The organism is Cedecea neteri (assembly GCF_000758325.1).
Classification (GTDB): domain Bacteria; phylum Pseudomonadota; class Gammaproteobacteria; order Enterobacterales; family Enterobacteriaceae; genus Cedecea; species Cedecea neteri_B.
This window is the reverse complement of record NZ_CP009459.1, coordinates 2,941,593-2,967,173: the sequence shown is the minus strand read 5'-3', so window position 1 is coordinate 2,967,173 and position 25,581 is coordinate 2,941,593. Positions and strand designations below refer to the sequence as shown.

The window sequence follows — 25,581 nt, the reverse complement described above, 5'->3', positions numbered from 1 at the left end:
TGGCGGCTTTTTTTTTCCCGGTGTCCGCACTAACATAAGTTATCTTAGCGCCCTAAAGGAGTTCGTCATGAAACTGTATTTCAAGCCCGGTGCCTGTTCCCTCTCCCCACACATTATCCTGCGTGAATCTGGCCTGGACTTTTCGCTGGTGAAAGTTGACCTCGCGAACAAACGCACCGAAAACGGTGACGATTTTCTCGCCATTAACCCTAAAGGACAGGTGCCCGCGCTGGTGCTGGATGACGGCTCTCTGCTGACCGAGGGCGTGGCTATCGTGCAATACCTGGCGGATAAAGTGCCTGACCGCCATCTGCTGGCCCCGGCGGGCAGCATGACTCGCTACCACACGCTGGAGTGGCTGAATTATGTGGCAACCGAGCTGCATAAAGGTTTTTCCCCGCTGTTCAACCCGGCGACGCCCGAAGAGTTCAAGGCCGTGGTTCGCAAGCAGATGGAGAAAAAATTCCACTATGTGAACGAATCGCTGCAGGACAAACAGTGGCTGATGGGCGCCCGCTTCACCGTGGTGGATGCCTACCTGTTTACCGTGCTGCGCTGGGCCTATGGCCTGAAGCTGGACCTGGCGGGGCTGTCAAATATCGAAGCCTACGTTGAGCGCATGAAGGCGCGTCCGGCGGTGTCTGCGGCGCTGACCGCCGAAGGGATTTAAGTTAGCCCTGGATAGCAAAACGCCCTCAAATGAGGGCGTTTCTGTTTCAGAGCTTCACCGCGGTGAAATAGTGTTCGGGTTTGGCAATCCCGTCCTGAGCCGCGACCAGCTGCAGTTCGTACTCTTCCATGCGTTTGGTGACAACCATAATGTCGTACACCGCCGCCGTCACATGCTCCAGTGCTTCACGCAGCGTTGCACCCTGCAGCAGCTTAACCAGCAGCAGGCCGCTGGTCACGTCACCCACGCCAACCGGCTGGCGTTCGCCAAAGTCCACCAGCGGGCGATGGATGTGCCAGGCTTCTTCCGCCGTCACCAGCAGCATTTCAAAACGGTCCTGCTGATAGCCTGCACGTGCCAGGTGTTTCACCAGCACAATTTCCGGCCCTTGAGCAATCAGCTCCCGTGCAGTCGCCACGGCTTCATCCACGCTATTTACGCTGTGGCCGCTGAGGATTTCCAGCTCAATCAGGTTCGGCGCGATGATATCGCTGGCAGGCATGGCGTAGCGTGTGTGGTATTCCGCCACGCCAGGCGCCACGATGCAGCCTTTCTCCGGGTGGCCCATCACCGGGTCACAGAAGTATTTCGCCTTCGGGTTAGCCGCTTTTACCTGACGCACAATGGAGAGAATATGTTCGCCCTGCTCCGCCGAACCCAGATATCCGCTCAGCACCGCATCACAGCGCTCCAGTTGGCCGATGTTCGCAATTCCCTGCACAATCTCGCTCAGATGGCTGGCGGGCATCACCGTGCCGGTCCATTGCCCGTACTGCGTGTGGTTGGAGAACTGTACCGTGTTCAACGGCCAGACGTTGGCGCCCAGGCGGCGCATCGGGAATTCGGCGGCGCTATTGCCGGCGTGACCAAATACCACGTGGGACTGGATGGCAAGAATATTTTTCATTTTCTACTCGGGTATCGCCAGGTGTTGTGCTTGCTAAAAAAAAGCACGGCATAAGCCGTGCTTTTCTATTCCGATAACTTATTTCCAGCAGACGAGGCAGTAGTTCTTTTTACCACGACGCAGCAGAGTGTAACGGTTAAACAGAATGTCGCCTTCGGTGAAGGTGTATTCCGGGTCAGACTGTTTTTCACCGTTAATGGTGATTGCGTTCTGCGAGATGGTTTTACGCGCCTGGCCACGGGATGGCTGCAGCTCGGAATCCACCAGCGCCTGTTGCAGATCGGCACCGCGCTCCATTTCAACCATCGGCACGCCGTCCTGAGCCAGTTGCTCAAAGTCGGCTTCGCTCAGTTCGCTCAGGTTGCCGTTAAACAGGCTGGCGGTAATGCGCTTGGCCGCGGTCAGACCTTCTTCACCGTGCACCAGACGGGTGACCTGCTCGGCCAGCACGTACTGGGCGCGAGGTGCAGCCCCGCTGTTTTTGTCTTCTTCTTCCAGGGCATTGATCTCTGCAATGTCCATAAAGGTGAAGAACTTCAGGAAGCGATACACATCGGCATCCGCAGTGTTGATCCAGAACTGGTAGAATTTGTACGGGCTGGTTTTCTTCGGATCAAGCCAGACCGCGCCGCCTTCGGTTTTACCGAATTTGGTGCCGTCGGATTTAGTGATCAGCGGTACAGTCAGACCGAAAGCCTGCTGCTGGTGCAGACGGCGAGTCAGATCGATACCGGAGGTGATGTTACCCCACTGGTCAGAACCGCCAATCTGCAGCACCACGCCGTGCAGTTTGTTCAGGCAGGCGAAGTCGTAACCCTGCAGCAGGTTGTAAGAGAACTCGGTGAAAGAGATCCCTACATCGTCGCGGTTCAGACGCTGTTTTACCGCTTCTTTGTTAATCATCTGGTTAACAGAGAAGTGCTTGCCGATATCACGCAGGAAGGTCAGCACGTTCATGCTGCCGAACCAGTCGTAGTTGTTTGCGGCGACAGCGGAATTATCACCGCAGTTAAAGTCGAGGAACGGCGCAACCTGGCGGCGGATTTTTTCCACCCACTCCTGCACGGTATCCTCGGTGTTCAGCTTACGCTCAACGGCTTTGAAGCTTGGGTCGCCGATAAGACCGGTGGCGCCGCCCACGAGGGCAACCGGCTTATGGCCTGCTTCCTGAAAGCGTTTCAGGCACAGCAGTGGAACCAGATGGCCCAAATGCAAGCTGTCGGCGGTCGGATCGAAGCCGCAATAGAGTGCAATTGGCCCTTGCGCCAGTCGCTCTGCTAACGCATCCTCATCCGTCACCTGGGCCACCAGGCCCCGCTCTTGCAATTGTTTGATCAAATTGATGTTCGACATCAAATTCTCCATCTCTAATACGACTGCACCTTTGCCGGTACACGGCTTTTCGCCCACTGGCGAAAGAATTCATTTTGAGGGGACATAGAATAAAGCGCTGACACCTTCAGTACCAGCGCTTAAGATGAAAATCCTGACTTACGGTGCGAGGCGGTCTATTTTCCAGGCAGTTCCGTCACGCTGGTAAAGGAAGCGGTCGTGCAAGCGATGTTCCCCCCCCTGCCAGAACTCCATTTGATCGATGCTGACGCGGTAGCCGCCCCAAAAACTCGGCAGCGGCACTTCGCCCTGCTGGAATTTCTGTTTCAGCTCAAGGAATTTGCTTTCCAGCACGCCGCGCGCGGATATGCGGCTCGATTGCTTCGATACCCAGGCACCTATCTGGCTGTCCTTCGGGCGGCTGTGGAAGTATTTCAACACTTCGATGGTGGATAACCGCTCGGCGGTGCCCTGCACCATCACCTGGCGCTCAAGCATATGCCACGGAAAATGCAGGCTGACGCGGGGGTTGTGTTCGATGTGGTGCGCCTTGCGGGAGCCCAGGTTGGTGTAAAACACCAGCCCTTTTTCATCAAAATGCTTCAGCAGGACAATGCGTTGATAGGGTTGGCCGTTTTCGTCCACCGTGGCCACAACCATGGCGGTCGGATCGGCAAGTTTGGCTTCACAGGCCTGAGCCAGCCAGCGTTCAAACAGCGGCAGCGGCGTGTCGGTGAGATCGTGGCGGCGCAGGCCACCTTTGGTGTATTCGCGGCGCAAATGCGCAATCTGTTGCAAAGAGTCGTTATCAGACATGGCGTTACATCAGGCTATCCTCGGGTGGAGCTATTGTGCTCTCCACCCTGAGAAATCTCAACGTTTGGCCGTCTGTAGCAGGCAATTATTCAGCACGATCGTGTCTTTGCGATAGACGGTTGCGCTGTCGCCCTTCGACCAGAAGACGTAAACACCGTCGGTGTAGCGCGCGCCGGAGGCGGAAAGTCCCTGCGTCAGGTTCAGCATCTGGTTGTCGTAGACGAAACTAACCTGCTGCTTGTCGTTATTCAGCTTCACGGTGAGCGGCTTTTCATCGCACTGATACGCCAGCGTATCGGTATGCATTCTTTCAAGAAAAGCGTTGTAGTAACTACAGCCGGCGAGCAGCATTGGCAGGGTGGCAACGAGCAGTTTTTTCATCTGAGTATCCTGAATATCTTCTTATCCCTGGAGGGCCAGCGCCCTCCTTTTCGCTTTTAGTTTAGCGGCTGCGGGATGAAGATAATTTCAGTTAACTCTGATTATGCCGAGGATTTGCCGGATAAATGGCGCCAAGGATGGTCGGCTCAGAGGCACCTGTTACCGAAGGCAGGTTGCCCGGCAGGCCGGACATTGTGCGATAAGCCAGCCAGGCAAACGCCAGCGCTTCCATATCGTCCCCGCTGATCCCGGCCTCGTCTGTCGTCGTCACTTCCGTGCCCGGTAATAGCGCAGTGAGGCGTGCCATCAGTAGCGGGTTACGGCTGCCCCCGCCGCAAACCATAAGGCGTTCACAGCCGCCGCTCAGGAGTACCTGCTCAGCGATGGTTGTCGCGGTCAGCTCAGTAAGCGTGGCCTGCACATCTTCTCCGGCGAGCGCCGGGAACATTGCAAGCTGGCGTTCAAGCCAGCCGTAGTTGAAGTATTCGCGACCCGTACTTTTGGGCGCGGGTGCAGCAAAGTAAGGGTCACTCAGCATTTGCTGCAATAAAGGAATAACGACTTTGCCGCGGCTCGCCCATTCGGCGTCTTTGTCATAACCTTTTCCACGCTGCCGCCAGATCCACGCATCCATCAGCATATTGCCAGGCCCGGTGTCGTATCCTCTGACCGGCTGGTCTGGAATCAGCAATGAGAGGTTGGCGATACCGCCGATATTCAGCACCATTCGGCGTTCAACCGGATGCGCGAGCAGCGCCTGGTGAAACGCCGGCACCAGAGGCGCGCCCTGCCCACCAAGCGCCATATCACGGCGGCGAAAATCACCGACGACGGTAATTCCGGTCAGCGCGGCAATATGGTTGTTGTCGCCAATTTGCAGAGTGTGGGCGGCCTCACCCTGTGGCTCATGCCAGACGGTTTGCCCGTGGCAGCCAATAGCAGTGACGTCTTCAGGCCGCAGCCCTTCGCGCTTAATAAGGATTTGCACCGCTTCGGCGAACAATTTTCCGAGCCGGTTGTCCAATTGGCCTAGCTGGGACAGCGTGAGTTGCTGCCCCTGGCAAACGGCAAGAACCGCGTTTTTGATGGCCAGCGGCATCGGGTGGCTGTAGCTCGCCTGCTGAACGACCAGATGTTCGTCGATAGCAGCCAGCACCACATCGATACCATCCAGACTGGTGCCTGACATCACGCCTATATAACGACCTGACTTCATCCGTCACTCCTTATTCTCGCTGGGGCTATAAATTAATTTGGTTAAACTAGCACGCAATATTATGATTTATTAATATTTTTAATTAATAATCTGTGTCAGCTGCAGCAGCAGGCGGTCGGGCATTTAAGCAAAACTCTTACAGCGCAGCGGTTTAATTGTTGTTAAAGACATTTGATTTACTATTTTTACAGGATTGTTGTAGAACAAACATGAACTATGGCCAGGAATTGCCATATAATTTAGCCATAACGGATGCTCACTGAGCGTTGATGGGTTCACAGGAGAGGTACAAATGATTTCACGTATTTTGGCAGTTTCACTGGTTGCTTTCACCCTTGCTGGCTGCGCCAACGAAGGGCTGTCTGGCGATGTTTACAACGCGTCTGAAGCAAAACAGGTAAGAACCGTGACCTACGGGACCATTACCCACGTTCGCGCGGTCACCATCAAAGGTAGCGACAGCAACAGCACCATCGGGGCTATTGGCGGTGCGGTACTGGGTGGTCTGCTGGGTAACACCGTCGGCGGCGGCACCGGGCGTACTCTGGCAACCGCAGGCGGCGCTGTAGCCGGTGGCCTGGCGGGTGATGCCGTCGGTGGCGCAATGGGCAACAGCAAAGGTGTTGAGCTGGAAATCCGTAAAGATGACGGCCAGACCATCATTGCCGTGCAGAAACAGGGTGACACCCGTTACTCCGTTGGCCAGCGTGTAGCCATCTCCGGCAGCGGCAACAACATCACCGTTGCACCTCGCTAAGACAGCGCTAAATGATTTAAGGCCCGCATAGCGGGCCTTTTCTATTGGTAAGTAATCCCGGGCGGATTCACTTCCGACTGCGCAACTTCTTCTCCCTGCTCTCCCCACCGCGCAAGCACCTGCTGGTACTCTCCCCGCTGAATAGCGCCATCCAGCGCCGCCTGTAGGGCGTACACCAGTCCGTTGCCCTTTTTCGTTGTCGTCGCCACATAGGCCTTTTTCGGCCCCAGCCCGACTACCCGCGTGGTGCCAGTTAACGCGGCTTTATAAGCCGTAATTGACTGTGGCCCAAAGAACACGTCGGCCCGGCCAGACTGTATATAAAGGTTGGCCGAGGCATCGTCGGTCACATACACAGGCAAGGCAGGCTCGCGCCCGGCACTTTCGTTTTCTGCATTCCAGCCAAGCAAAATACGCTCCTGATTGGTCCCTGACCCGACGATAACTTTTCGCCCGGCGAGATCTTCTGCCTTAATGACAGACTGAATCGGGCTGCTGGCCTTCACCGCAAAAGAGAGCGAGTCCACGCGGTAGGTGGCAAAATCAAATTTCTCTTTCCGCTGCTCCGTCACGGCAATGTTTACCAGCGCCACGTCATAGCGCCCGGAGGTGATGCCCAGCGGCCAGTCTTCCCACGCAGTCGGGACCAGCTTCAATTTCAGGCCCAGGCTACCAGCCAGCAGACGGGCAATGTCCGGGTCGCTGCCTATGCGCGTACGGTTGTCGCTGGCGAGCAGCGCCAGCGGTGGAGAATTAAGCGCAGAGATCGCCACCGTCAGCGTGCCAGGTTCGACGAACCGAAAACCTGCGGGGATTTTGGCAATCGCCTTTTCATCCCGAGTCACGCTCAAAGGCTTTTCATTGGCGACAAGGTCAATATTCGTCTGCGCGGACAAAGCGGAAAAAGAGACCAACAGCGCAATAAATCCATATTTCATATCACAGCACCTTCGATAAAAACTGACGGGTGCGCGGGTGCTGCGGGCGATTCAACACTTCGTCGCTGCTTCCCTGCTCAACAATCTTGCCGTCGACCATAAACACCACCTGATCGGCCACTTCCCGTGCAAAGCCGATTTCATGTGTGACGATTACAAGCGTCGTGCCCGAACGGGCCAGTCTTTTAATCACGTCCAGCACTTCGCCAACCAGCTCAGGGTCGAGCGCTGACGTTGGCTCATCAAACAGCATCACCCGAGGGCTCAGCGCCAGCGCGCGGGCAATGGCAATGCGCTGCTGCTGCCCGCCGGATAAGTGCCGCGACCAGGCATCGGCTTTGTTGCGCAGCCCGACGACGTCCAGCAGGTCATACGCACGCTCAATCGCCTCTTTGCGGCTCAGTTGTTTATGGGCCACCGGCGCTTCAATCAGGTTTTCCAGCACCGTCATGTGGGGAAACAGATTGAAGTTCTGAAAAACATAGCCCACGTTGGCCCGCTGGCGCAGGATTTCCTTTTCTTTCAGCTCGTACAGTTTTTCTCCCTTAAGACGGTAACCAATATAATCGCCGTCAATCTGGATGTAGCCTTCGTCCACCCGCTCAAGGTGGTTGATGGTGCGTAACAGCGTAGATTTACCGGAGCCGGATGGCCCGAGGATCACCGTCACCGTGCCAGGCGGGATCTCAAGCGAAACATCATCCAGCGCCTTATGGCGACCGAAATATTTGCTGACGCCGGTAATGGAAATATGGCCGTTATGAGAGGTTGGCATGGACCGGCTCCTGGGCAACGGGGGCTGTGGACGGCGCAGCGCTGCGGACGGTGCGCGTTTGGTTGATGGCGGAGCGACGTTCGCTGCGGGCCAGCGAGCGTTCAACCAGGTACTGAATCAGCGAGAGTACGCTGGTGATCACCAGATACCAGACGGCCGCCACCATCAGCAGCGGGATCACCTGCTGCGTACGGTTGTAAATCATCTGGATGGTATAAAACAGCTCCGGCATCGCCAGCACGTAAACCATCGCCGTGCCTTTAGCGAGGCTGATTATTTCGTTGAACCCGGCGGGCAGGATCGTGCGCAGCGCCTGCGGCAAAATAATCCGCACGGTACGTCGCCACGCGGGCAGACCTAACGCTGCGGCGGCTTCATATTGCCCGTGATCCACGCCCAGAAAACCACCTCGAACAATCTCTGCGGTGTAGGCGCTCTGCACCAGCGTCAGCCCCACTACTGCCGTCGAAAACTGCCCCAGCACGTTAATCGTGTCGTAGCTGCCCCAGACGATGCTGGTGAAAGGCACGCCAATCGACAGCGTGTCGTACAGGTAAGAGAAGTTGTAGAGCACGATCAGCACGACAATCAGCGGCAGGGAGCGAAACAGCCAAATGTAACTCCAGGCGAGGCTGCTCAACAGCCAGGAAGAAGAGAGCCTTGCCAGCGCGAGCAAGCCCCCGAGTACCACGCTCAGCGCCGTGCCCAGCAGCGTTAACAACAGCGTTTGTCCTAACCCCTCCAGAATGACCGGATCAAAAAACCAATGGGCAAAAACACCCCATTCCCAGCGAGGGTTAAACGCGACGGATTGCACCACCACCGCCAGCACAAACAGCGCAATCACTGCCCCCACGGTGCGCAGCGGGTAACGCGCGGGCACCACTTTAATGGTTTCAGACGTTTTCATCGTCACTCCTCAGGCCGTTTTACTCAGGCTTTCCAGCGCTAAGATTTTGGTGAACCGTAGCCGCCCGTCGTAGGGCGGCAGGCTGAACGTTTCGGGGTCAACCTCAAGGCTGAACTGCGGATCGTAGCCTTCGCTCAGATAAAGCCTGACGGCCTCCGGCTGACGAAAGCCGGTGGTGAGGTAGATACGGCTGTAGCCAGCCTGAAGGGCCAGACGCTCCAGCTCGCGAACCACCCGACCGGCCAGGCCCTGCTTGCGCAGCGTACTTTTCGTCCAGATACGTTTGATCTCGGCAGTTTGCTGGTCATAGGGCTTGTAGGCGCCGGTGGCAATAATTTCGCCCTCGCGCTCCAGCACGATAAAAATGCCCTGCGGCGGCAGATACCATTCGGTCAGCTCCACTTCGGCATCACGGGAGAAAAAATCCCCGTAGCGGGCAGCATACTCGCCAAACAGGCCGCTAATGATCGGTTGCAGTTCAGGCGCTTCCGGGGACAAAACGCGAAAATGTTCACTCATACACGCTTCCTCAATCACCTAAACCGGCAGGGTTAACTTCCGAGGCAGGAATACGCTCCACGCCTTCACCCCAGCGCTTTAAAACTTTGTCGTAGTCGCCCTGTTGAATCGCGCCGTTGAGCGCCGTCTGTACAGGTTCCACCAGGCCGCTGCCTTTTTTCAGCGTCACCGCAATGTGTGCCGCTTTCGGCCAGCCGCCGTCCACGCTGCCCACCAGCTTCGTTTTACCAGTCAGCGCCGCTTTCCATGCCCCGGTAACGTTAGGCCCAAACCAGGCATCGGCTCGCCCGGACTGCAGCGCCAGCGTCAGCGCGGCATCATCTTTGGTGTACACGGGCGTAAACGGCTTCAGCCCTTTTTTCTCGTTTTCCGCATTCCACGCCAGCAGAATAGCTTCCTGGTTGGTGCCGGATCCCACGACAATGCGTAATCCGGCGATATCTTCCGCATGGGTGAGCGATTTAATCGGGCTGCTGGAATTCACATAAAAGCCCAGCGAGTCTTTGCGGTAGGTGGCGAAATCAAACTTCTCTTTGCGATCTTTGGTGACGGTAATATTGCTGATCGCGGCATCATATTTCCCTGATGCCACGCCGAGCGGCCAGTCCTCCCAGGAGGTCGGAACCACGTTCAACTCCAGCCCAAGGCTGTCGGCAACCAGGCGGGCAATGTCAACTTCACTGCCGAGCAGGGTTTTATTGTCATCAGAAAAAACCGTCAGCGGCGGCGAATTCAGCGCCGCCACTGCCACGGTAAATTTACCGGGAACGGCAAACCGATAATCTTTGGGCAGTTGCGCGATGGCCTGAGGATTTTTAGCAGTATTGATCGGCGCCTTGTTGGCTTCCAGACTCACGCCGGTGCCGTTGATGGTCACCTCGTTCGCCCAGGTAAGCGGCGTCCATGCCAGCGCGATAGCCAGCAGCAGGGATGTTTTTTGCATAGTTTTTCTCTTTATTTGTTTTATTTGCCGTAGCGATTTTCGGGTTGCGCAAGGTCAAAACTCTCACGCAGCGTGGTGCCGGGGTATTCGGTGCGAAACAGGCCGCGCGCCTGAAGTACCGGTACAACCTGCTCCACAAAACGCGGGAAAGTGTCCGGGGTGCCGCCCTGGATAATGAATCCGTCGGCCGCTCGCTCGTCAAACCACTGCTGCAGGCCGTCCGCCACCTGTTCCGGCGAACCGGAAAAACGCGGCCTTGGGCTGGCAGCTTCAAGCGCGACCTGGCGCAGGGTTAAGCCGCGCTCGCGGGCGTTGCGTTTGATCTCATCGGTGGTGCTGCGGAAGCTGTTCTGGCCCAGATCGCCGATATCGGGAAAAGGCTCGTCCAGCGGGTACTGGCTAAAGTCATGGTGTTCGAAATAGCGGCCGAGGTAATTCAGCGCATCGGCGATGGACACCAGCGAGGCCGTGGTCTGGTATTGCCGTTCGGCGTCCTCGGCATCCGTGCCAACGATGACGCTCACGCCCTGGAAGATGTGCAGCGAGTCAGCCTCTCGGCCTTGCCCTTCCAGCTGGTTTTTCACATCCCGGTAAAAGGCTTTTGCCTCATCGAGCGATTCATGGTGAGTAAAGATGGCATCGGCATGTTTTGCCGCCAGTTTTTTGCCGTCTTCCGAGGCTCCGGCCTGGAACAGAATGGGCCTGCCCTGCGGCGTGCGGCCAATGTTCAGCGGCCCCGCGACCTGGAAAAAATCGCCCTGATGATTGAGCGCGTGCAGCTTTTCAGGGGCGAAGAACTGTCCGCTTTCTTTATTGCGCACAAAAGCATCATCTTCCCATGAATCCCAGAGCCCTTTCACGACGTCCAGATATTCATCGGCGATGCGATAGCGCAGCGCGTGTTCAGGATGCTGGGTTCTGGAGAAGTTTTTAGCCGAGCCCTCCAGCGGAGAAGTGACCACGTTCCAGCCTGCGCGGCCGTTGCTCAGATGATCGAGACTCGCAAACTGGCGCGCTGTGGTAAAAGGGTCGCTATAGGACGTCGACAATGTTCCCACCAGGCCCAAATGTTTCGTCACGCTCGCCAGGGCGGATAATACCGTCAGCGGCTCAAAGCGATTTAAAAAGTGCGGGATAGATTTTTCGTTAATATAAAGTCCGTCGGCCACAAAGATAAAATCCAGCTTCCCCTCTTCCGCTTTAAATGCCGTTTGTTTGACGAATTCAAAATTAATACTGGCATCAGCTACCGCAGCAGGATGGCGCCAGGCCGACATATTGCCCGACGCGCCATGTAATATCGTACCCAGTCGTAATTGTCGTGTTGCAGACATGCTTCATCCTTATGCAGATCGTTAAAATCCGCCGTCGCTGATTAGAGTTAAAGTTGTTGTAGCGCCGATTGGGCTAACCGGGCGAAATAACGGGCTGCGGGTTCAATCAGTCTTTCATCGGGGTCGAAAGCCGGATGATGAAGCCCATAGCGGCTGTCGCTGCCGATGCTGACAAACGCGCCGGGAATATGCTGGAGATAAACCGCAAAATCCTCGCCGCCCAAATGCAGGTCGGCATGATGCGTGGCGTAACCTTCCGCGGCGGCAACTTCGCTGGCAAAGGCCGCCCAGCGCTCATCGTTAACCAGCGCGTCAGGCCCCAAATGCCAGATGACGTCGATTTCCGCCCCAAAGGCGCGGGCAAGACCGGCCGCAATCTCAATCACGCGAGCTTTAACTGCCTCTCGCACGCTGGCGCTGTGGGTGCGCAGCGTACCTTCCAGTTCAACGCTTTCTGGCAGCACGTTCCAGGTGTTACCGCCCGCAATACGGGTAATGCTCAACACGGCTGAATCCAGCGTGTTGACCTCCCGGCTGGTGATACTTTGCAGCAGCGTCACCAACTGGCTGGCGAGCAAGATGGCGTCCTGGCCTTCATGCGGGCGCGCCGCGTGGGCTCCTTTGCCCCGCACCTGAATGACCAGCCGGTCAACGTTGGCATAGAACGGGCCGCCGCGAGTGGCAAACGCCCCAACCGGCAGGTTTGGCTCATTGTGCATACCAAAAATGGCGGAGATCCCCTCCAGTACGCCGGCCTTGACCAGCGTGGTTGCCCCGCCGAAACGCTCCTCCGCGGGCTGAAACAGAATGCGAACCCGGCCGTTAAGCTGCGCTTCGTGCTGCTTAAGCAGCAGTGCCGCGCCCAGCATCACGCTGCTGTGAACGTCGTGCCCGCAGGCATGCATCACGCCCGGATTCTGCGAACTAAAGGCCACGCCGCTGGTTTCTTCAATAGGCAGCGCGTCGATATCGGCCCGCAGCGCAATGGCGTTCTCACCTTCGCCAATCTCCGCCACTACGCCAGTTTTTAGCGAATACGGCAGCAGGCGGATACCGGCGCTTTGCAGCCAGTCGCGGATGCGCGACGTAGTTTCGACTTCTTCAAGGGACAATTCCGGGAACCGATGCAGTTCGCGGCGCCAGTCGATCAGTTGTTGAGCAAACGTCATACAGCCACCTCCGTTACCGTATGCGCTTCTGCCAGCAGTTGCAGCGAAGCCAGGCGTTCAGAGCCTTCTGCCACCGGCGTATCAATAATAAATTCATCGATGCCGTACTCTTCGTGCAGCGCCTGAAGCGCTTCCCGCACCGCTTCAGGCGTGCCTTTTAACAGCGAAGGCTCACGCCGCGTCAGGCTACGCAGCGCACTGCCTGACTGGCGGGCAAAGCTGTGGGCCTGCTCTTCGCTTGCCACGCTCACGCGCTGGCCGTTTTCCAGTTCGACGCCCCAGATTTCAACCTGCCGGGCAAGTTCATCCGCGCGCCCGGCATCTGGTGCCACGATAGCCTGCACGGCCACCACGACGTCGCGGCGGCTGTTCTTTTTCCAGTCTGTCACTACGTCGCGCAGCAGCGTTTTATCGCCATTTAAATGGGCGGCAAAAACAAAGTTCCAGTCCAGGCTGGCCGCCAGCCGGGCACTTTGCAAGCTTGCACCTAATAAAAACCCTTCCGGGCGCTGGGCCGGTAGCGGCGTGGCGCGAACGCTTTCGTCCGTCGCGGGTTCGCGTCGCGAGAGCCAGTCGTCGAGCTGTGTGAGCTGTTCATCAAAGCTGCCTTTTACCGCCGGCGATTGCCCGTGCTGCAGCGCCTGCGTCGAAAGCGGTAACCCCCCCGGCGCTTTACCGACGCCGAGATCGATGCGGCCAGGCGCAAGGGACGACAGCAGATTGAAGTTTTCAGCCACTTTGTAAGGGCTGTAGTGCTGAAGCATCACGCCGCCGGAGCCCACGCGAATCCGGCGCGTCTGCCCGGCAATCCAGGCAATCAGCACTTCCGGCGAAGGGCTGGCGAGCTGGGGCGTGTTGTGATGCTCGGCCAGCCAGAAGCGGTGATAGCCCCAGGTTTCTGCCTGCTGCGCGAGATGCAGCGTACGGGCCAGGGCATCCGTCGCGCTGTCGTTGGGCGCAAGCGGGCTTTTATCCAGGATACTGATGCGATAAGACATAATGCAGGCTCATTGTTAAAAACATGCCTGCATTATTAAAAGCGGGAGACAGCGGTGAGAAACAATTAATTTACATTTAGACTTCTGAAATAGAGATAAACAAACTCACACGCCTGCTCAACTATTTGCTACCGGGTGAATATTTTCCCGGGAGCGGATCGTCAGGTAAAAAAAAGCCCCGCTGGATAAGCAGCGAGGCTTTGGTTCAACCGGGGAGATTAATCCCGGGCCTGCAGTTCAATAATATTTTGCTCAAGCCGACTGATCAGGCTGCTTAACAGCGCCTGCTCTTCGCGAGTAATACCCGACAGGATTTCTCCCCGCGTTTCGTTAATTACGCCTTCCATTTTTTCAATGATAGGCGCGGCCTGCTCGGTCAATTTAATCCGTTTTGCCCGACGGTCGTTTGCACAGGTTTTGCGCGAGATTAACCCTTTTTCTTCGAGTTGATCGAGCGTACGAACCAGTGATGGCTGCTCAATGCCGATCGCTTTAGCCAACTGAATCTGTGACTGATCTGGCGGCAGCTGATGAATATTATGCAGCGTTACCCAGTGTGTCTGTGTCAATTCCAGAGGTTTCAGGCGATGGTCAATTAGCGCACGCCAGATGCGTACCAGGCGGGCGAGATCCGAACCTAATGGCGATGGCGATTCCAATTTCATCTCCTTATAATTAGCTTGCTAACTTATTATACTGATTTTAGACTATTGTGCAGGCATTAATTGTTAAAAACAAATCCCTTACTTTCACTGAAGTTATGCAACCAGCTATACTTTTATTCTACATCTAAGTGAGGGGAAACGGCAGCTACCCCCGTTTTTTAAAGGATTATCACTACGTGAGTCTCACTTTTAGCCCCTCCGGCTTCCCGCTTCAGGATCTTGTGGTCGGGGCATCGGTCTACTTTCCTCCGCTGTTCAAGGCCGTGTTTGTCGGCTTTTTTATCTGGCTTGTCGTCCACCGTTTGCTGCGCGACTGGATTTACTCCGGTGAGATCTGGCACCCCACGCTGATGGACTTATCCCTTTTCGCGCTGTCCGTCAGCGCCGGCATGGCTTTTTTGGTGATGTGGTAACGCAATGAATCTCAAAACAATAAAGTACTTTTCTACCCTCATCGTTTTTGCCGCTGCGCTGCTTGCAGGCTGGCTGTTATGGAACTATTACATGCAGTCGCCCTGGACAAGGGACGGTAAAGTGCGCGCCGAACAGGTGAGCATTACGCCACAGGTGTCCGGGACCATCGTTAGCCTGAGCGTGAAAGACAACCAGTTCGTGAGTAAAGGCACGACGCTGTTCACCCTCGACGCCACGCCTTACCACATTGCGGTACTGAATGCCGAGGCGCAGCTGGCGAAGGCCCAGTCCGATCTGGCCAAAGCCAGCAACGAGGCAAACCGCCGCCAGAATCTGCCCCGCAACTACATTTCCGCCGAAGACATGGACACCGCCAACATTAATGTCAAAGCGATGCAGGCGGCGGTGAAAGTCGCCCAGGCCACGCTGGAGCAGGCCCAGTGGCAGCTTTCACAAACCACGGTGACCGCACCGGTGGACGGCTGGGTCACGAACCTGACCTCCCGCATCGGGAATTACGCCAGCGAAGGCAAGCCGGTCTTCGCGCTGGTAGACAGCCACTCGTTTTACGTTGTGGGCTATTTCGAAGAGACCAAGCTACGCCGCATTCAGCCGGGTAATGCCGTGCAGATCGTGCTGTACAACGGCAACCAAAAACTGAGCGGCAAAGTAGAAAGTATTGGCCGCGCGATCTACGACCAAAGCATCGAAAGCGACAGCGACCTGGTCCCGGACATTAAGCCGAACGTGCCGTGGGTTCGCCTTGCACAGCGCGTGCCGGTGCGCATTAGCCTGGATACTATTCCTGAAGGCGTGACGCTGGTGTCGGGCACCACCTGTACCGTTAGCGTTCAGCCCTGATGAATCTCAGTTTTCTGGCGTGGCATAACACGCCGTGGGGAAAAGCCACCGGCGGGCAATGGCGCTATGCGCTGCGGAACGCCATTGCGATGGGCATGGCGCTGGCCATTGCCTACGGCCTGAATCTGGATGAGCCCTATTGGGCGATGACCTCCGCCGCTGTGGTGAGCTTCCCCACCGTTGGCGGCGTAATAAGCAAAAGTCTGGGGCGTATTGCGGGCAGTTTTATCGGGGCTGCGGCCTCGTTAATGATTGCCGGCAACGCGCTGAACGATCCCTGGCTGTTCACCTTCGCCATGGCAAGCTGGCTGGCGCTGTGTACCTGGGCCTCCAGCCATTTTCAAAATAACGTGGCCTACGCGTTCATGCTCGCCGGGTACACCGCCGCCATCATCGCCTTCCCGATGATCAATACCGTGGAATCGACGGAGCTGTGGGACATCGCCCAGGCCCGCGTGTGCGAAGTGGTGGTCGGGATATTGTGCGGCGGCTTTATGATGATGGTGCTGCCCAGCACCTCGGACGGCAGCGCCCTGGTCAGCGCCCTGAAGAACATGCACGCCAGGCTGCTCGAACACGCCAGCCTACTCTGGCAGCCGGAGACGACCGATGCCATTCGTACCGCGCATGAAGGGATTATCGGCCAGATCCTGACCATGAATTTGCTGCGTATTCAGGCCTTCTGGAGCCATTACCGCTTCCGTCGGCAGAATAACCTGCTGAACTACCTGCTCCACCAGCAACTCCGGCTGACCAGCGTGATATCCAGCCTGCGCCGAATGCTGCTCAACTGGCCGGAGGCACCCGCCAATATCTGGTCGGTGCTGGACAGCCTGCTGCGGGAGCTGGCAAAGCCCAACGCCGATAAATACACCGTCGCCAGGCTGCTGCAGCAAATCGCCCCCCATTCCCAGGACGATTATCGCCATCAGGCATTCTGGCACCGCCTGCGCTATTTCTGCTGGCTCTATCTCAACAGCAGTCGCTGGCTACGGGAACTGGAAAACGCCACGCCGGTGTCGGTGATTACGCCGCCCGAAGCCCCGCCGCTGGCGCGTCATACCGACAATGCCGAAGCGCTGTGGAGTGCCGTGCGCACTTTTGCGACGATCGTCCTGACCGGCGCCTGGTGCATCGGTACCCAGTGGGAGTCCGGCGGCGGCGCGCTGTCCCTCGCCGCCATTAGCTGTGTGCTCTACTCTTCGGTCGCCTCGCCGCTCGGCTCGCTCACGCTGCTGATGCGCACTCTGCTTTGGCTGTCGCTGTTCAGTTTCCTGGTGAAATTTGGCCTGATGATTCAGGTCACCCAGCTGTGGCAGTTCCTTATTTTCCTGCTGCCGCTGCTGCTCACCATGCAGTTGCTGAAACTTCAGCAGGCGAAACGCGCCGCGCTTTGGGGGCAGCTCATTGTCTTTATGGGATCGTTTCTGTCGGTCAGCAATCCGCCTGTGTACGACTTTGCCGGGTTTATGAATGACAACCTCGCCAAAGTCCTCGGCGTGGGCATTTCATGGCTGGCTTTTTCGGTGCTGCGCCCCAGCTCCGACACCCGCCGAAGCCGCCGCCATATCCGGGCGCTGCGGCGCGGGTTTATCGACCAGCTCAGTCGCAAACCGCAGCACAGCGAGAGCCAGTTTGAGTCGCTGGTGTACCACCACATCAGCCAGCTTAGCAGCAGTAAAGAAGAAGCGGCCCGCCGCTGGCTTCTGCGCTGGGGCGTGGTGCTGCTCAACTGCTCGCACGTGGTCTGGCAGCTGCGCGGGTGGGAAACACGCTCCGACCCGCTGTCGATGGTCAGAGACGTTTGCCTGCACACGCTACGGGATGTGATGAGTGAACGAGGTGTGCTGCAAAGGCCGCTGACGGAATCACTGAAAGAGCTGCAAAGAATGTGCGACACGCTGTCGCACCATCACGACCCGGCGGCGCGGGAACTGGCGGGAATTATCTGGCGGCTTTACTGCTCGCTGTCCCAGCTGGAACAGGCACCGCCTGCCGGAACCCTGGCAGACGGTAAGTAACGATTAAGGCACGTCGTAGCCGAGCGCGGCCTTACGAATGCGGAACCACTGCTGACGGGTCATCTCCAGAGACAGCGAGTGGATGGCAGAGCGCACGCGCTCGATTTTGCCGGACCCGATAATCGGCAGCGGTGAGGACGGCAGACGCATTACCCAGGCATAAACCACCTGCTCGATGGTGTCGGCCCCAAGCTCTTCCGCCACTTTCTGCAGCTCGGCGCGCAGCGGCTGGAATTCATCGTCATTAAACAGACGGCCGCCGCCAAGGCAGGACCACGCCATCGGACGAATGCGCAGCTGCTGGAGCTGGTCCAGCGTGCCGTCCAGCAGCAGCGGCTGGTGCACCGGCGAAAGCTCAACCTGGTTTGTTGCCAGGGTGAACGGCAGGCGAGACTGCAGCAGCGAGAACTGCGCCGGGGTAAAGTTAGACACGCCGAAGTGGCGCACCTTGCCGCTGTGATGCAGCGCGGTGAAGGCTTCCGCCACTTCGTCGGCGTCCATCAGCGGGTCCGGGCGGTGGATCAGCAGCAAATCCAGATAGTCGGTGGCCAGTTTTTTCAGCGAGCTTTCTGCACTGCTGATGATGTAATCGCGATCGGTAATGTAGTGGCCAAGAGCATTTTCAGGCTTCGCCGTGGTGGCGATACCGCACTTGGTGACAATCTCCATTTTGCTGCGCAGATGCGGCACCAGACGCATCGCTTCACCGAAGGCCGCTTCACACGCGTAACCGCCGTAAATATCGGCGTGATCCGCCGTGGTGATCCCCATCTCAACGTGCTCTTCAATAAAGCTCGCCAGTTCGCGCGCGGACATGTTCCATTCCATCAAACGCCAGTAGCCCATCACCAGGCGTGAAAACTCCGGACCCTGCGGGGCAATCGTAATACGCTGTACCATAAAAAATAACCTCAAAAAGGGAAAAAACTGCCCCGAGTATAGCGGTGCGGAATGATTAAAACAGTGAGGGCTGCTCAGGTTCTTCAGGAGAATTTGGCTTGTTTGCTCGTAACTTGCGCAATAAGCGCTGGCGGCAGAGACGCAGTACGTCCTGCTTTTGGGCATCGCTCATTTGCTGCCACTGGAAGCGCTCGTCCCGGCTGCGCATGCAACCACGGCAGAAGCCTCGTTCATCCGACTGGCAGATCCCGCGACAGGGGCTTTGAATGGGGAAGAACTCTAGCTGTTCGGACACTAACCCGCCTCATTAACGACTTTGCATCAATTGAAGCCTGACTCTGCCCCGGATGCAAGCGGGGCGGCTAAAAAATCACCCTTTATCGGAAAGCGACTGAAAATTAAGGTTCAGCTAATCTTCTCTCTCTACTCTGGCAAATATTCTGTTTTGTCTTCACGGCTTATATGAACTTTTTGAAAAAGTTACAGTGTAACGATTCGCAATTTAACCTTTGCTGCGCCTTTTTCTTCACATTGATCAATGCTCTTTTTATCCACCGCAGCTGGCAGTTAATTGCCCCGGACTCGCTCCGTAGCTGGTTATTTGCCGCTTCCGTGCCGCTGGTACTGTTTTGCGCCTGGCTGACGATTTTCAGCGTGGTGAATCTGCCCTGGCTGCGGAAACCCGTCCTGGTGTTTTTGGTCATCGGCTGCGCGGCAAGCAACTATTTTGTGTTCACCTACGGCGCCGTTATCGATAAAAACATGATGGTCAACGTGTTTGGGGCAGATGCTCAGCAAGCCAAAACATTCGTCACACCTCAGTTGGTGAGCTGGCTGGCCCTGCTGGGGATTATCCCCGCTCTTTTGCTATCCCTGGTGAAGGTGCAGCCAGCGCGTTGGTGGCATACCGTGCTGACTCGTCTGGTCAGCATTCTGGCCGGTCTGCTGGTGATAATCCTCGTCGCCTCCGTGTTTTACAAAGACTACACTTCGCTGTTCCGCAGCAATAAAAACGTGATGAAAATGGTGACGCCCGCAAACTACATCAGCGCCATTAGCCGCTACGGCAAAAAACGTTGGCTGGCTGACGTCCACAAGGAATAATGCAACTGCGGTCACAAAAAAGTGCTCGCCCCCTATTGCATTAGACTGACTGGTCTACTACATTTGAGCGCATGAATCGACATCCTGAACACGACACTCGCGAACATCTCCTCGCCATTGGCGAGCGGCTGTGCCTTGCCCGGGGCTTTACCGGCATGGGGTTAAGCGAATTATTGCGCACCGCAGAAGTGCCCAAAGGCTCTTTCTACCACTACTTCCGCTCGAAAGAAGCGTTTGGCGTGGCGATGCTGGAGCGCTATTACCAGGCTTCTAATCTGCGCGTGGCGGAACACTTTTCGCACGGCGAAGGCAATTATCGCCAGCGCCTGCTGAAGTGGTACCAGGACATGCTGAGCTACTTCTGCCAGAGCGGGAACCTGAGTAACTGCCTGATAGTGAAACTCTCAGCAGAAGTCTGTGACCTTTCGGAAGATATGCGTGGCGCGCTGAACAACGGCGGCTCGCAGGTCATCTCCCTGCTCGCCGATGCGCTGGCGAAAGGCCGCAGCGAAAAAAGCCTGCGCTTTGAAGGCGAAGCGCTGGAGCAGGCCATGGTGCTGTACTCACTGTGGTTAGGCGCCAGCCTGCAGGCAAAAATTTCCCGCAGCGCGCTGCCGTTGGAAAGCGCGTTAGCACACGTAAGGATCCTATTGGCAGAACCTGTCGCCTGACAGGTTTTTTATTTACTGAATTACTAGACGACCGGTCTACTTGAGGAAAAACCATGTCAGCAGATAAACTGTTTACGCCGCTCAAAGTTGGCGCTATTACCGTACCAAACCGTATTTTTATGGCTCCGCTGACGCGCTTGCGCAGCATTGAGCCGGGCGATATTCCAACCCCGCTGATGGGCGAATATTACCGCCAGCGCGCCAGTGCCGGGCTTATCATCAGCGAAGCAACCCAGATGTCCGCCCAGGCTAAAGGCTACGCTGGCGCTCCGGGCCTGCACAGCGAAGAGCAAATCGCCGCGTGGAAAAAAATCACTGCGGGCGTGCACGCGGAAAAAGGCCACATGGCGGTGCAGCTGTGGCACACCGGCCGTATTTCCCACTTTACTCTTCAGCCTGGCCAGCAGGCTCCGGTCGCGCCTTCCGCGCTGAGTGCCGGAACCCGTACCTCGCTGCGTGACGAAAACGGCAACGCCGTTCGCGAAGATACTTCCATGCCTCGCGCGCTGGAACTGAGCGAAATTCCAGGCATCGTGGACGACTTCCGCAAGGCGATTGGTAACGCTCGCGATGCGGGCTTTGATCTGGTTGAGCTGCACTCCGCCCACGGCTACCTGCTGCACCAGTTCCTGTCCCCTTCTTCTAACCACCGTACTGACGAATACGGCGGCAGCCGTGAAAACCGCGCTCGCCTGGTGCTGGAAGTGGTTGATGCCGGGATCAAAGAATGGGGCGCCGATCGTATCGGGATCCGCGTGTCGCCAATCGGTTCGTTCCAGAACGTGGACAACGGCCCGAACGAAGAAGGTGACGCGCTGTACCTGATTGAAGAGCTGGGTAAACGCGGCATTGCCTACCTGCACATGTCCGAGCCGGACTGGGCGGGTGGCGAACCGTACACCGAAGCATTCCGTGCCAAAGTCCGCGAGCGTTTCAGCGGTGTGATCGTTGGCGCAGGTGCTTATACCCCGGAGAAAGCAGAAGATCTGATCGGTAAAGGCCTGATCGATGCGGTCGCGTTTGGTCGCTCCTTCATCGCCAACCCGGACCTGGTGGCTCGTCTGCACAAAAATGCCGAGCTGAACCCACAGCGCCCTGAGTCCTTCTACGGCGGCGGCGCGGAAGGCTACACCGACTACCCAACCCTGTAACTCCGCTGTTCCTTTCATTGATAGCGGCGCGCAAACGCCGCTATACTCAACGACTCCAGAAATAACTGTCTCATTCGACGAGGATTTTATGCGTCTACTTCATACCATGCTGCGCGTTGGCGACCTGCAACGCTCCATCGAGTTCTACACCAAAGTGCTGGGCATGAAACTGCTGCGCACCAGCGAAAATACCGAGTACAAATACTCTCTCGCGTTTGTCGGCTATGGCGATGAAAGCGACACGGCGGTTATCGAACTGACTTATAACTGGGGCGTGGACAGCTATGAGCTGGGCACCGCTTACGGCCATATCGCGCTGAGCGTGGATAACGCCGCCGACGCCTGCGAACGCATTCGTAATAACGGCGGCAACGTGACCCGTGAAGCCGGCCCGGTAAAAGGCGGCACCACCGTTATCGCTTTTGTTGAAGATCCGGACGGTTACAAAATCGAGCTGATCGAAGAGAAGCATGCGGGTAAAGGTCTGGGTAACTGATTTTCAGACGATTAGCGTCAAACAAGGGGCGTGTTGTGCGCCCCTTACTGCAACACTCCCCGAAATTTGCCATAATGCGCGCTGCATTTTCCCCGTATTAAGAGAAGCTGATGTCAGACAACACGCAATTGCATGGCCTGTGCGACCGTTTTCGTGGTTTTTATCCGGTAGTGATCGACGTTGAAACCGCAGGTTTTAACGCCAAAACTGATGCATTACTGGAAATCGCCGCCGTTACCCTGAAGATGGATGAAGACGGCTGGTTATCCCCCGACGAAACCCTGCACTTCCATGTCGATCCGTTTGAAGGTGCGAACCTGCAGCCTGAAGCCCTGGCGTTCAACGGTATTGACCCGCATAACCCCCTGCGTGGTGCCGTCAGCGAATACGATGCCCTCCACGCGATTTTCAAAACCGTGCGCAAAGGCATTAAAGACAGCGGCTGTAGCCGGGCGATTATGGTGGCGCACAACGCCACGTTCGACCACAGCTTTATGATGGCCGCCGCTGAGCGCGCATCATTAAAACGTAACCCATTCCACCCGTTTGTGACGTTTGATACCGCGGCCCTGAGCGGCCTGGTGCTGGGGCAAACCGTGCTGGCAAAAGCCTGCATCGCCGCAGGCCAGAAGTTTGACAGCTCGCAGGCCCACTCCGCCCTGTACGACACCGAGCAGACCGCCCTGCTGTTCTGCGAAATCGTCAACCGCTGGAAGCGCCTCGGCGGCTGGCCACTGCCGTTGGCAGACGAGCCTGAATCTGAGGCATAAAAAAAGCGACCTAAGGGTCGCTTTTTTACTGGCAGGCGAGATTACTCTGCGCCTGGCTCTTCAGATTTGTGCTTCTCTGCGGTCTCTTTGATCAGTGCCTGCAACTCACCACGCTGGTACATCTCGATGATGATATCGCAGCCGCCGACCAGCTCACCGTCCACCCACAGCTGCGGGAAAGTTGGCCAGTTGGCGTATTTTGGCAGTTCAGCGCGGATGTCCGGATTCTGCAGAATATCCACATAGGCGAAACGCTCGCCGCAGGCGGACAGAGCCTGAACGGCCTGAGCGGAGAAGCCGCAGCTCGGCAGCTTCGGGGAACCTTTCATATAGAGAAGAATCGGGTTCTCAGCGATCTGGCGTTGAATTTTTTCAATAGTGCTCATTGTCTTGCTTCCTCAAACCTTGATACGGCAATAGCCTGCCATTGTAGCCAGTTGCGCCCCGGGCAGAAAACACCATTTTTCTCAGGGTTTTTCTTCTAGCCCCGGCGAGCAAACATACTTTAAGAATAACACTTTTACGGCGCGCGAAAATGAGCAATTTGCTTCATTCGAGATCAATTAAACAGCGGATAACACCCTGGAATGGTTAATTTTTTAGCTATAGCTTCCACTTTTGGCCGTTAAATAGTATTTGCCTATTAACATTATCGGCTTTTATGCATTAGAATCGTCGGGTTTCGCAAAAATCATACGCAGGCATGATGGTTAGCATCGTGCCTTCATTTATCAGGGGATTGACGAGTGGCGCGGATAAATAAAATCTCTATCACGCTATGTGCTCTGCTATTTGCTTTGCCCTATACACCTTTGGCGCAGGCGTCTGAGCACGTCCGCCATCCTGTTGCACAAAAAGGCCATCCGGCAAAGACAACAACCAGTAAAAGCAACAAGGGTAAAGAGAAAGCAAAACCGAAGGTCAGCACAGCCTCCACCAAAAAGAAGTCCGGTAAAAAAGACACCTCACCGGCAAAAGCCAAAGTGGCTAAACGCACCACCACAGGCAAAAGCAGCACCCTCGCTAAAACCAGCAGCAAAAAAACCTCGCAGAAATTAGCCCTACAGCCAGCCTCCGCCACCGTTGCCTACACTGAAAAATGCACCCATCGTAAAGGGCATAAAAAGCAGTGCGTTAAGGTGAAGTCGGAAAAAAATCTGACCATCGCGCAGGCACATAAAGTACGCGTGCAGAAAGCGCAAAAAACGGCTATGAACAAGCTGATGGGACAAATTGGTAAGCCGTATCGCTGGGGCGGTACCTCCCCACGCACCGGTTTCGACTGCAGCGGGTTGATTTATTACGCTTATAAAGATCTGGTGAATATTCGTATTCCACGCACCGCCAATGAAATGTATCACCTGCGAGATGCCTCTTCCGTTGACCGTGGCGAACTGGAAAGCGGCGATCTGGTGTTCTTCCGTACTCAAGGGCGCGGCACCGCCGATCACGTTGGCGTTTACGTTGGCAACGGGAAGTTTATTCAGTCCCCACGCAGTGGCCGCGATATTCAGATCACCTCCCTGAGCGAAGATTACTGGCAGCGCCACTACGTGGGTGCCCGCCGGGTGATGACGCCAAAAACCATTCGTTAGTCTTATCCACGCCCTTTCGGGCTAATCAGACTGATTAAAATGTTAACAGCCCGGCAACGGGCTGTTAATTGCTGCTGACAAAGAGGGAAAAAGCGTGGTTTTTCCCTCTTTGTGGTTATCAGCTAAAAATCAATAAATTGATTTTCCTCGTTTATTTTAAAACGTCACCGGGTATTTATTTCATCACAGGTAGCTTGTCAGCAGTCTGAGCAGCCCGGCAACGGGCTGTTTTATTTTGTTGTTTCATTTCGCTTTTTCACTCACCTGTAATTTGCTAACCTTATAACCACACAAATTGTAGTTATATTGTGAAACAAAATAACAAGGAGTAAAGCAATGTCGTTCGAACTACCCGCCCTGCCCTATGCTAAAGACGCGCTGGCACCGCATATCTCAGCCGAAACCCTCGAATATCACTACGGTAAGCACCACCAGACCTACGTCACTAACCTGAACAACCTGATCAAAGGCAGCCCGTTTGAAGGCAAAACGCTGGAAGAGATCGTGAGAGGATCTGACGGCGGTATTTTCAATAACGCGGCTCAGGTCTGGAACCATACCTTCTACTGGCACTGCCTGGCGCCGAATGCCGGTGGGGAGCCGACCGGTGACGTGCTGGCCGCCATCAACCATACTTTTGGCAGCGTGGAAGCCTTTAAAAAGCAGTTCACCGAAGCGGCCATCAAAAACTTTGGCTCCGGCTGGACCTGGCTTGTGAAGAATAGCGACGGTAGCCTGGCTATCGTCTCGACTTCTAATGCAGGAACTCCGCTGACAACTGAGGCAAAACCGCTACTGACCGTGGACGTGTGGGAACACGCTTACTACATTGATTACCGCAACGCGCGCCCGGTTTATCTCGACCATTTCTGGGCGCTGGTGAACTGGAAATTTGTTGCGCAAAACCTGGCGGGCTGATTTCTATCGGTTACTTACGAAGTAGGAAGGTGACGTTTTTCTTCCTTCATCTATATATGATAAGGGCCGCTTTTCGCGGCCCTTTGTAAATCAGTGCAGGACGGCGGTAAGTGCTCCGGCAACAATCAGACTCAGTACGATAACCGTAGTCACCACGGAAAACTTCAGATCGGTACTCATTGCAAGCTCCTTTTATTTCCCTACAAAGTGTATGTGGGGTGATTTTCCCACAATTAGCGATAAAAATCCTGCTGGATTTGCGCAGATATCGGTTTTCCCTCTTCCACTTTGCCCCGGGATAAGCCAAAATCCTTCGCTAATTTACCGCGTATCGCCCGGCAACGCCCTCC

General features: G+C 56.0%; 28 protein-coding genes and 1 pseudogene. 12 read left to right on the top strand and 17 right to left on the bottom strand.

The features are described 5' to 3' along the window. Positions 1 to 67 precede the first annotated feature (67 nt). Complete coding sequence (gene gstA / locus LH86_RS14040; RefSeq protein ID WP_039302425.1) at positions 68 to 670, top strand: glutathione transferase GstA; 603 nt, start codon at positions 68 to 70, stop codon at positions 668 to 670. A gap of 46 nt (positions 671 to 716) precedes the next feature. On the opposite strand, the gene pdxY is transcribed toward gstA, so the two are convergent. The 5 genes from pdxY to anmK form a co-directional block, all read right to left on the bottom strand. Continuing rightward, complete coding sequence (gene pdxY / locus LH86_RS14035; RefSeq protein ID WP_039302424.1) at positions 717 to 1,577, bottom strand: pyridoxal kinase PdxY; 861 nt, start codon at positions 1,575 to 1,577, stop codon at positions 717 to 719. Positions 1,578 to 1,655: 78 nt separating this feature from the next. Next, a complete protein-coding gene (gene tyrS / locus LH86_RS14030) occupies positions 1,656 to 2,930 on the bottom strand; it encodes a tyrosine--tRNA ligase (RefSeq protein ID WP_039302415.1) in 1,275 nt (424 codons plus the stop codon). 138 nt (positions 2,931 to 3,068) lie between these two features. After that, positions 3,069 to 3,725, bottom strand: coding sequence for a pyridoxamine 5'-phosphate oxidase (gene pdxH, locus LH86_RS14025; RefSeq protein ID WP_039302412.1), 657 nt, complete (start codon positions 3,723 to 3,725; stop codon positions 3,069 to 3,071). 57 nt (positions 3,726 to 3,782) lie between these two features. Further along, on the bottom strand, positions 3,783 to 4,106 hold the full coding sequence (gene mliC, locus LH86_RS14020; protein WP_039302410.1) for a C-type lysozyme inhibitor: 324 nt from the start codon (positions 4,104 to 4,106) through the stop codon (positions 3,783 to 3,785). Positions 4,107 to 4,197: 91 nt separating this feature from the next. Next, complete coding sequence (anmK, locus tag LH86_RS14015; RefSeq protein ID WP_039302407.1) at positions 4,198 to 5,322, bottom strand: anhydro-N-acetylmuramic acid kinase; 1,125 nt, start codon at positions 5,320 to 5,322, stop codon at positions 4,198 to 4,200. Positions 5,323 to 5,614: 292 nt separating this feature from the next. On the opposite strand from anmK, the gene LH86_RS14010 reads away from it, so the two are divergent. Further along, positions 5,615 to 6,079 carry a glycine zipper 2TM domain-containing protein gene (locus LH86_RS14010; RefSeq protein WP_008456437.1) on the top strand — a complete coding sequence of 155 codons (465 nt, stop codon included), beginning with the start codon at positions 5,615 to 5,617 and terminating at the stop codon, positions 6,077 to 6,079. Positions 6,080 to 6,120: 41 nt separating this feature from the next. On the opposite strand, the gene LH86_RS14005 is transcribed toward LH86_RS14010, so the two are convergent. The 8 genes and pseudogenes from LH86_RS14005 to slyA all read right to left on the bottom strand — a co-directional run bounded on the left by LH86_RS14005 (position 6,121) and on the right by slyA (position 14,330). Next, the gene (locus LH86_RS14005; RefSeq protein WP_039302406.1) at positions 6,121 to 7,017 is read right to left on the bottom strand and encodes a transporter substrate-binding domain-containing protein; all 897 of its coding nucleotides are present in this window, start codon (positions 7,015 to 7,017) and stop codon (positions 6,121 to 6,123) included. Position 7,018: 1 nt separating this feature from the next. Beyond that, complete coding sequence (locus LH86_RS14000) at positions 7,019 to 7,792, bottom strand: amino acid ABC transporter ATP-binding protein (RefSeq protein ID WP_039302403.1); 774 nt, start codon at positions 7,790 to 7,792, stop codon at positions 7,019 to 7,021. Continuing rightward, positions 7,776 to 8,702, bottom strand: coding sequence for an amino acid ABC transporter permease (locus LH86_RS13995; protein WP_039302400.1), 927 nt, complete (start codon positions 8,700 to 8,702; stop codon positions 7,776 to 7,778). The genes LH86_RS14000 and LH86_RS13995 overlap by 17 nt, the downstream gene beginning before the upstream one ends. 9 nt (positions 8,703 to 8,711) lie before the next feature. Further along, the gene (locus LH86_RS13990) at positions 8,712 to 9,221 is read right to left on the bottom strand and encodes a GNAT family N-acetyltransferase (protein WP_039302397.1); all 510 of its coding nucleotides are present in this window, start codon (positions 9,219 to 9,221) and stop codon (positions 8,712 to 8,714) included. A 10-nt stretch (positions 9,222 to 9,231) separates the two neighbouring features. Continuing rightward, positions 9,232 to 11,498, bottom strand: a pseudogene (locus tag LH86_RS22825) (NtaA/DmoA family FMN-dependent monooxygenase). A 47-nt stretch (positions 11,499 to 11,545) separates the two neighbouring features. Beyond that, positions 11,546 to 12,667 (bottom strand): amidohydrolase, encoded by a 1,122-nt coding sequence (locus tag LH86_RS13975; protein WP_039302388.1) that lies wholly within the window; start codon positions 12,665 to 12,667, stop codon positions 11,546 to 11,548. After that, positions 12,664 to 13,665, bottom strand: coding sequence for an MsnO8 family LLM class oxidoreductase (locus tag LH86_RS13970; RefSeq protein ID WP_039302385.1), 1,002 nt, complete (start codon positions 13,663 to 13,665; stop codon positions 12,664 to 12,666). Before LH86_RS13970 ends, LH86_RS13975 begins: the two co-directional genes overlap by 4 nt. A 218-nt stretch (positions 13,666 to 13,883) precedes the next feature. Beyond that, entirely contained in the window at positions 13,884 to 14,330 is a 447-nt protein-coding gene (slyA, locus tag LH86_RS13965; RefSeq protein ID WP_039302383.1) for a transcriptional regulator SlyA, read from the bottom strand. Between the two features lie 176 nt (positions 14,331 to 14,506). Here slyA and LH86_RS13960 point away from each other — a divergent pair, with 176 nt between their 5' ends. From LH86_RS13960 to LH86_RS13950, 3 genes are read left to right on the top strand one after another with little or no spacing between them, the layout of a single operon-like run. Beyond that, entirely contained in the window at positions 14,507 to 14,743 is a 237-nt protein-coding gene (locus LH86_RS13960) for a DUF1656 domain-containing protein (protein WP_039302379.1), read from the top strand. A 4-nt stretch (positions 14,744 to 14,747) separates the two neighbouring features. Next, on the top strand, positions 14,748 to 15,605 hold the full coding sequence (locus LH86_RS13955; protein ID WP_039302375.1) for an HlyD family secretion protein: 858 nt from the start codon (positions 14,748 to 14,750) through the stop codon (positions 15,603 to 15,605). Next, on the top strand, positions 15,605 to 17,626 hold the full coding sequence (locus LH86_RS13950; RefSeq protein WP_039302372.1) for an FUSC family protein: 2,022 nt from the start codon (positions 15,605 to 15,607) through the stop codon (positions 17,624 to 17,626). The genes LH86_RS13955 and LH86_RS13950 overlap by 1 nt, the downstream gene beginning before the upstream one ends. 3 nt (positions 17,627 to 17,629) lie before the next feature. Here LH86_RS13950 and LH86_RS13945 read toward each other — a convergent pair whose 3' ends face one another. Next, a complete protein-coding gene (locus LH86_RS13945) occupies positions 17,630 to 18,526 on the bottom strand; it encodes an aldo/keto reductase (protein WP_039302368.1) in 897 nt (298 codons plus the stop codon). 55 nt (positions 18,527 to 18,581) lie between these two features. Beyond that, positions 18,582 to 18,821, bottom strand: a complete 240-nt coding sequence (locus tag LH86_RS22125; RefSeq protein ID WP_008456463.1) for a DUF1289 domain-containing protein — start codon at positions 18,819 to 18,821, stop codon at positions 18,582 to 18,584. A 236-nt stretch (positions 18,822 to 19,057) separates the two neighbouring features. Between LH86_RS22125 and LH86_RS13940 the strand changes: the two genes are divergently transcribed. From LH86_RS13940 to rnt, 5 genes are all read left to right on the top strand, one after another. Further along, positions 19,058 to 19,630, top strand: coding sequence for a phosphoethanolamine transferase domain-containing protein (locus LH86_RS13940; RefSeq protein WP_231562692.1), 573 nt, complete (start codon positions 19,058 to 19,060; stop codon positions 19,628 to 19,630). Between the two features lie 71 nt (positions 19,631 to 19,701). Further along, positions 19,702 to 20,301 (top strand): TetR/AcrR family transcriptional regulator, encoded by a 600-nt coding sequence (locus LH86_RS13935; protein WP_039302366.1) that lies wholly within the window; start codon positions 19,702 to 19,704, stop codon positions 20,299 to 20,301. 53 nt (positions 20,302 to 20,354) lie between these two features. Further along, positions 20,355 to 21,452 carry an alkene reductase gene (locus LH86_RS13930; protein ID WP_039302363.1) on the top strand — a complete coding sequence of 366 codons (1,098 nt, stop codon included), beginning with the start codon at positions 20,355 to 20,357 and terminating at the stop codon, positions 21,450 to 21,452. A gap of 88 nt (positions 21,453 to 21,540) precedes the next feature. Further along, a complete protein-coding gene (gene gloA, locus LH86_RS13925; RefSeq protein WP_039292495.1) occupies positions 21,541 to 21,948 on the top strand; it encodes a lactoylglutathione lyase in 408 nt (135 codons plus the stop codon). Between the two features lie 110 nt (positions 21,949 to 22,058). Next, entirely contained in the window at positions 22,059 to 22,718 is a 660-nt protein-coding gene (gene rnt, locus LH86_RS13920) for a ribonuclease T (protein ID WP_008456473.1), read from the top strand. 41 nt (positions 22,719 to 22,759) lie between these two features. On the opposite strand, the gene LH86_RS13915 is transcribed toward rnt, so the two are convergent. Continuing rightward, positions 22,760 to 23,104, bottom strand: coding sequence for a Grx4 family monothiol glutaredoxin (locus tag LH86_RS13915; RefSeq protein ID WP_008456474.1), 345 nt, complete (start codon positions 23,102 to 23,104; stop codon positions 22,760 to 22,762). 360 nt (positions 23,105 to 23,464) lie between these two features. Between LH86_RS13915 and LH86_RS13910 the strand changes: the two genes are divergently transcribed. Beyond that, a complete protein-coding gene (locus LH86_RS13910) occupies positions 23,465 to 24,313 on the top strand; it encodes a C40 family peptidase (RefSeq protein WP_039302360.1) in 849 nt (282 codons plus the stop codon). Positions 24,314 to 24,649: 336 nt separating this feature from the next. Continuing rightward, positions 24,650 to 25,231: a superoxide dismutase [Fe] gene (gene sodB, locus LH86_RS13905; protein WP_039302357.1), complete on the top strand. Its 582-nt coding sequence runs from the start codon at positions 24,650 to 24,652 to the stop codon at positions 25,229 to 25,231. 90 nt (positions 25,232 to 25,321) lie between these two features. Here sodB and LH86_RS22600 read toward each other — a convergent pair whose 3' ends face one another. Then, positions 25,322 to 25,411, bottom strand: coding sequence for a YnhF family membrane protein (locus LH86_RS22600; RefSeq protein ID WP_008456477.1), 90 nt, complete (start codon positions 25,409 to 25,411; stop codon positions 25,322 to 25,324). Between the last annotated feature and the right edge of the window lie 170 nt (positions 25,412 to 25,581).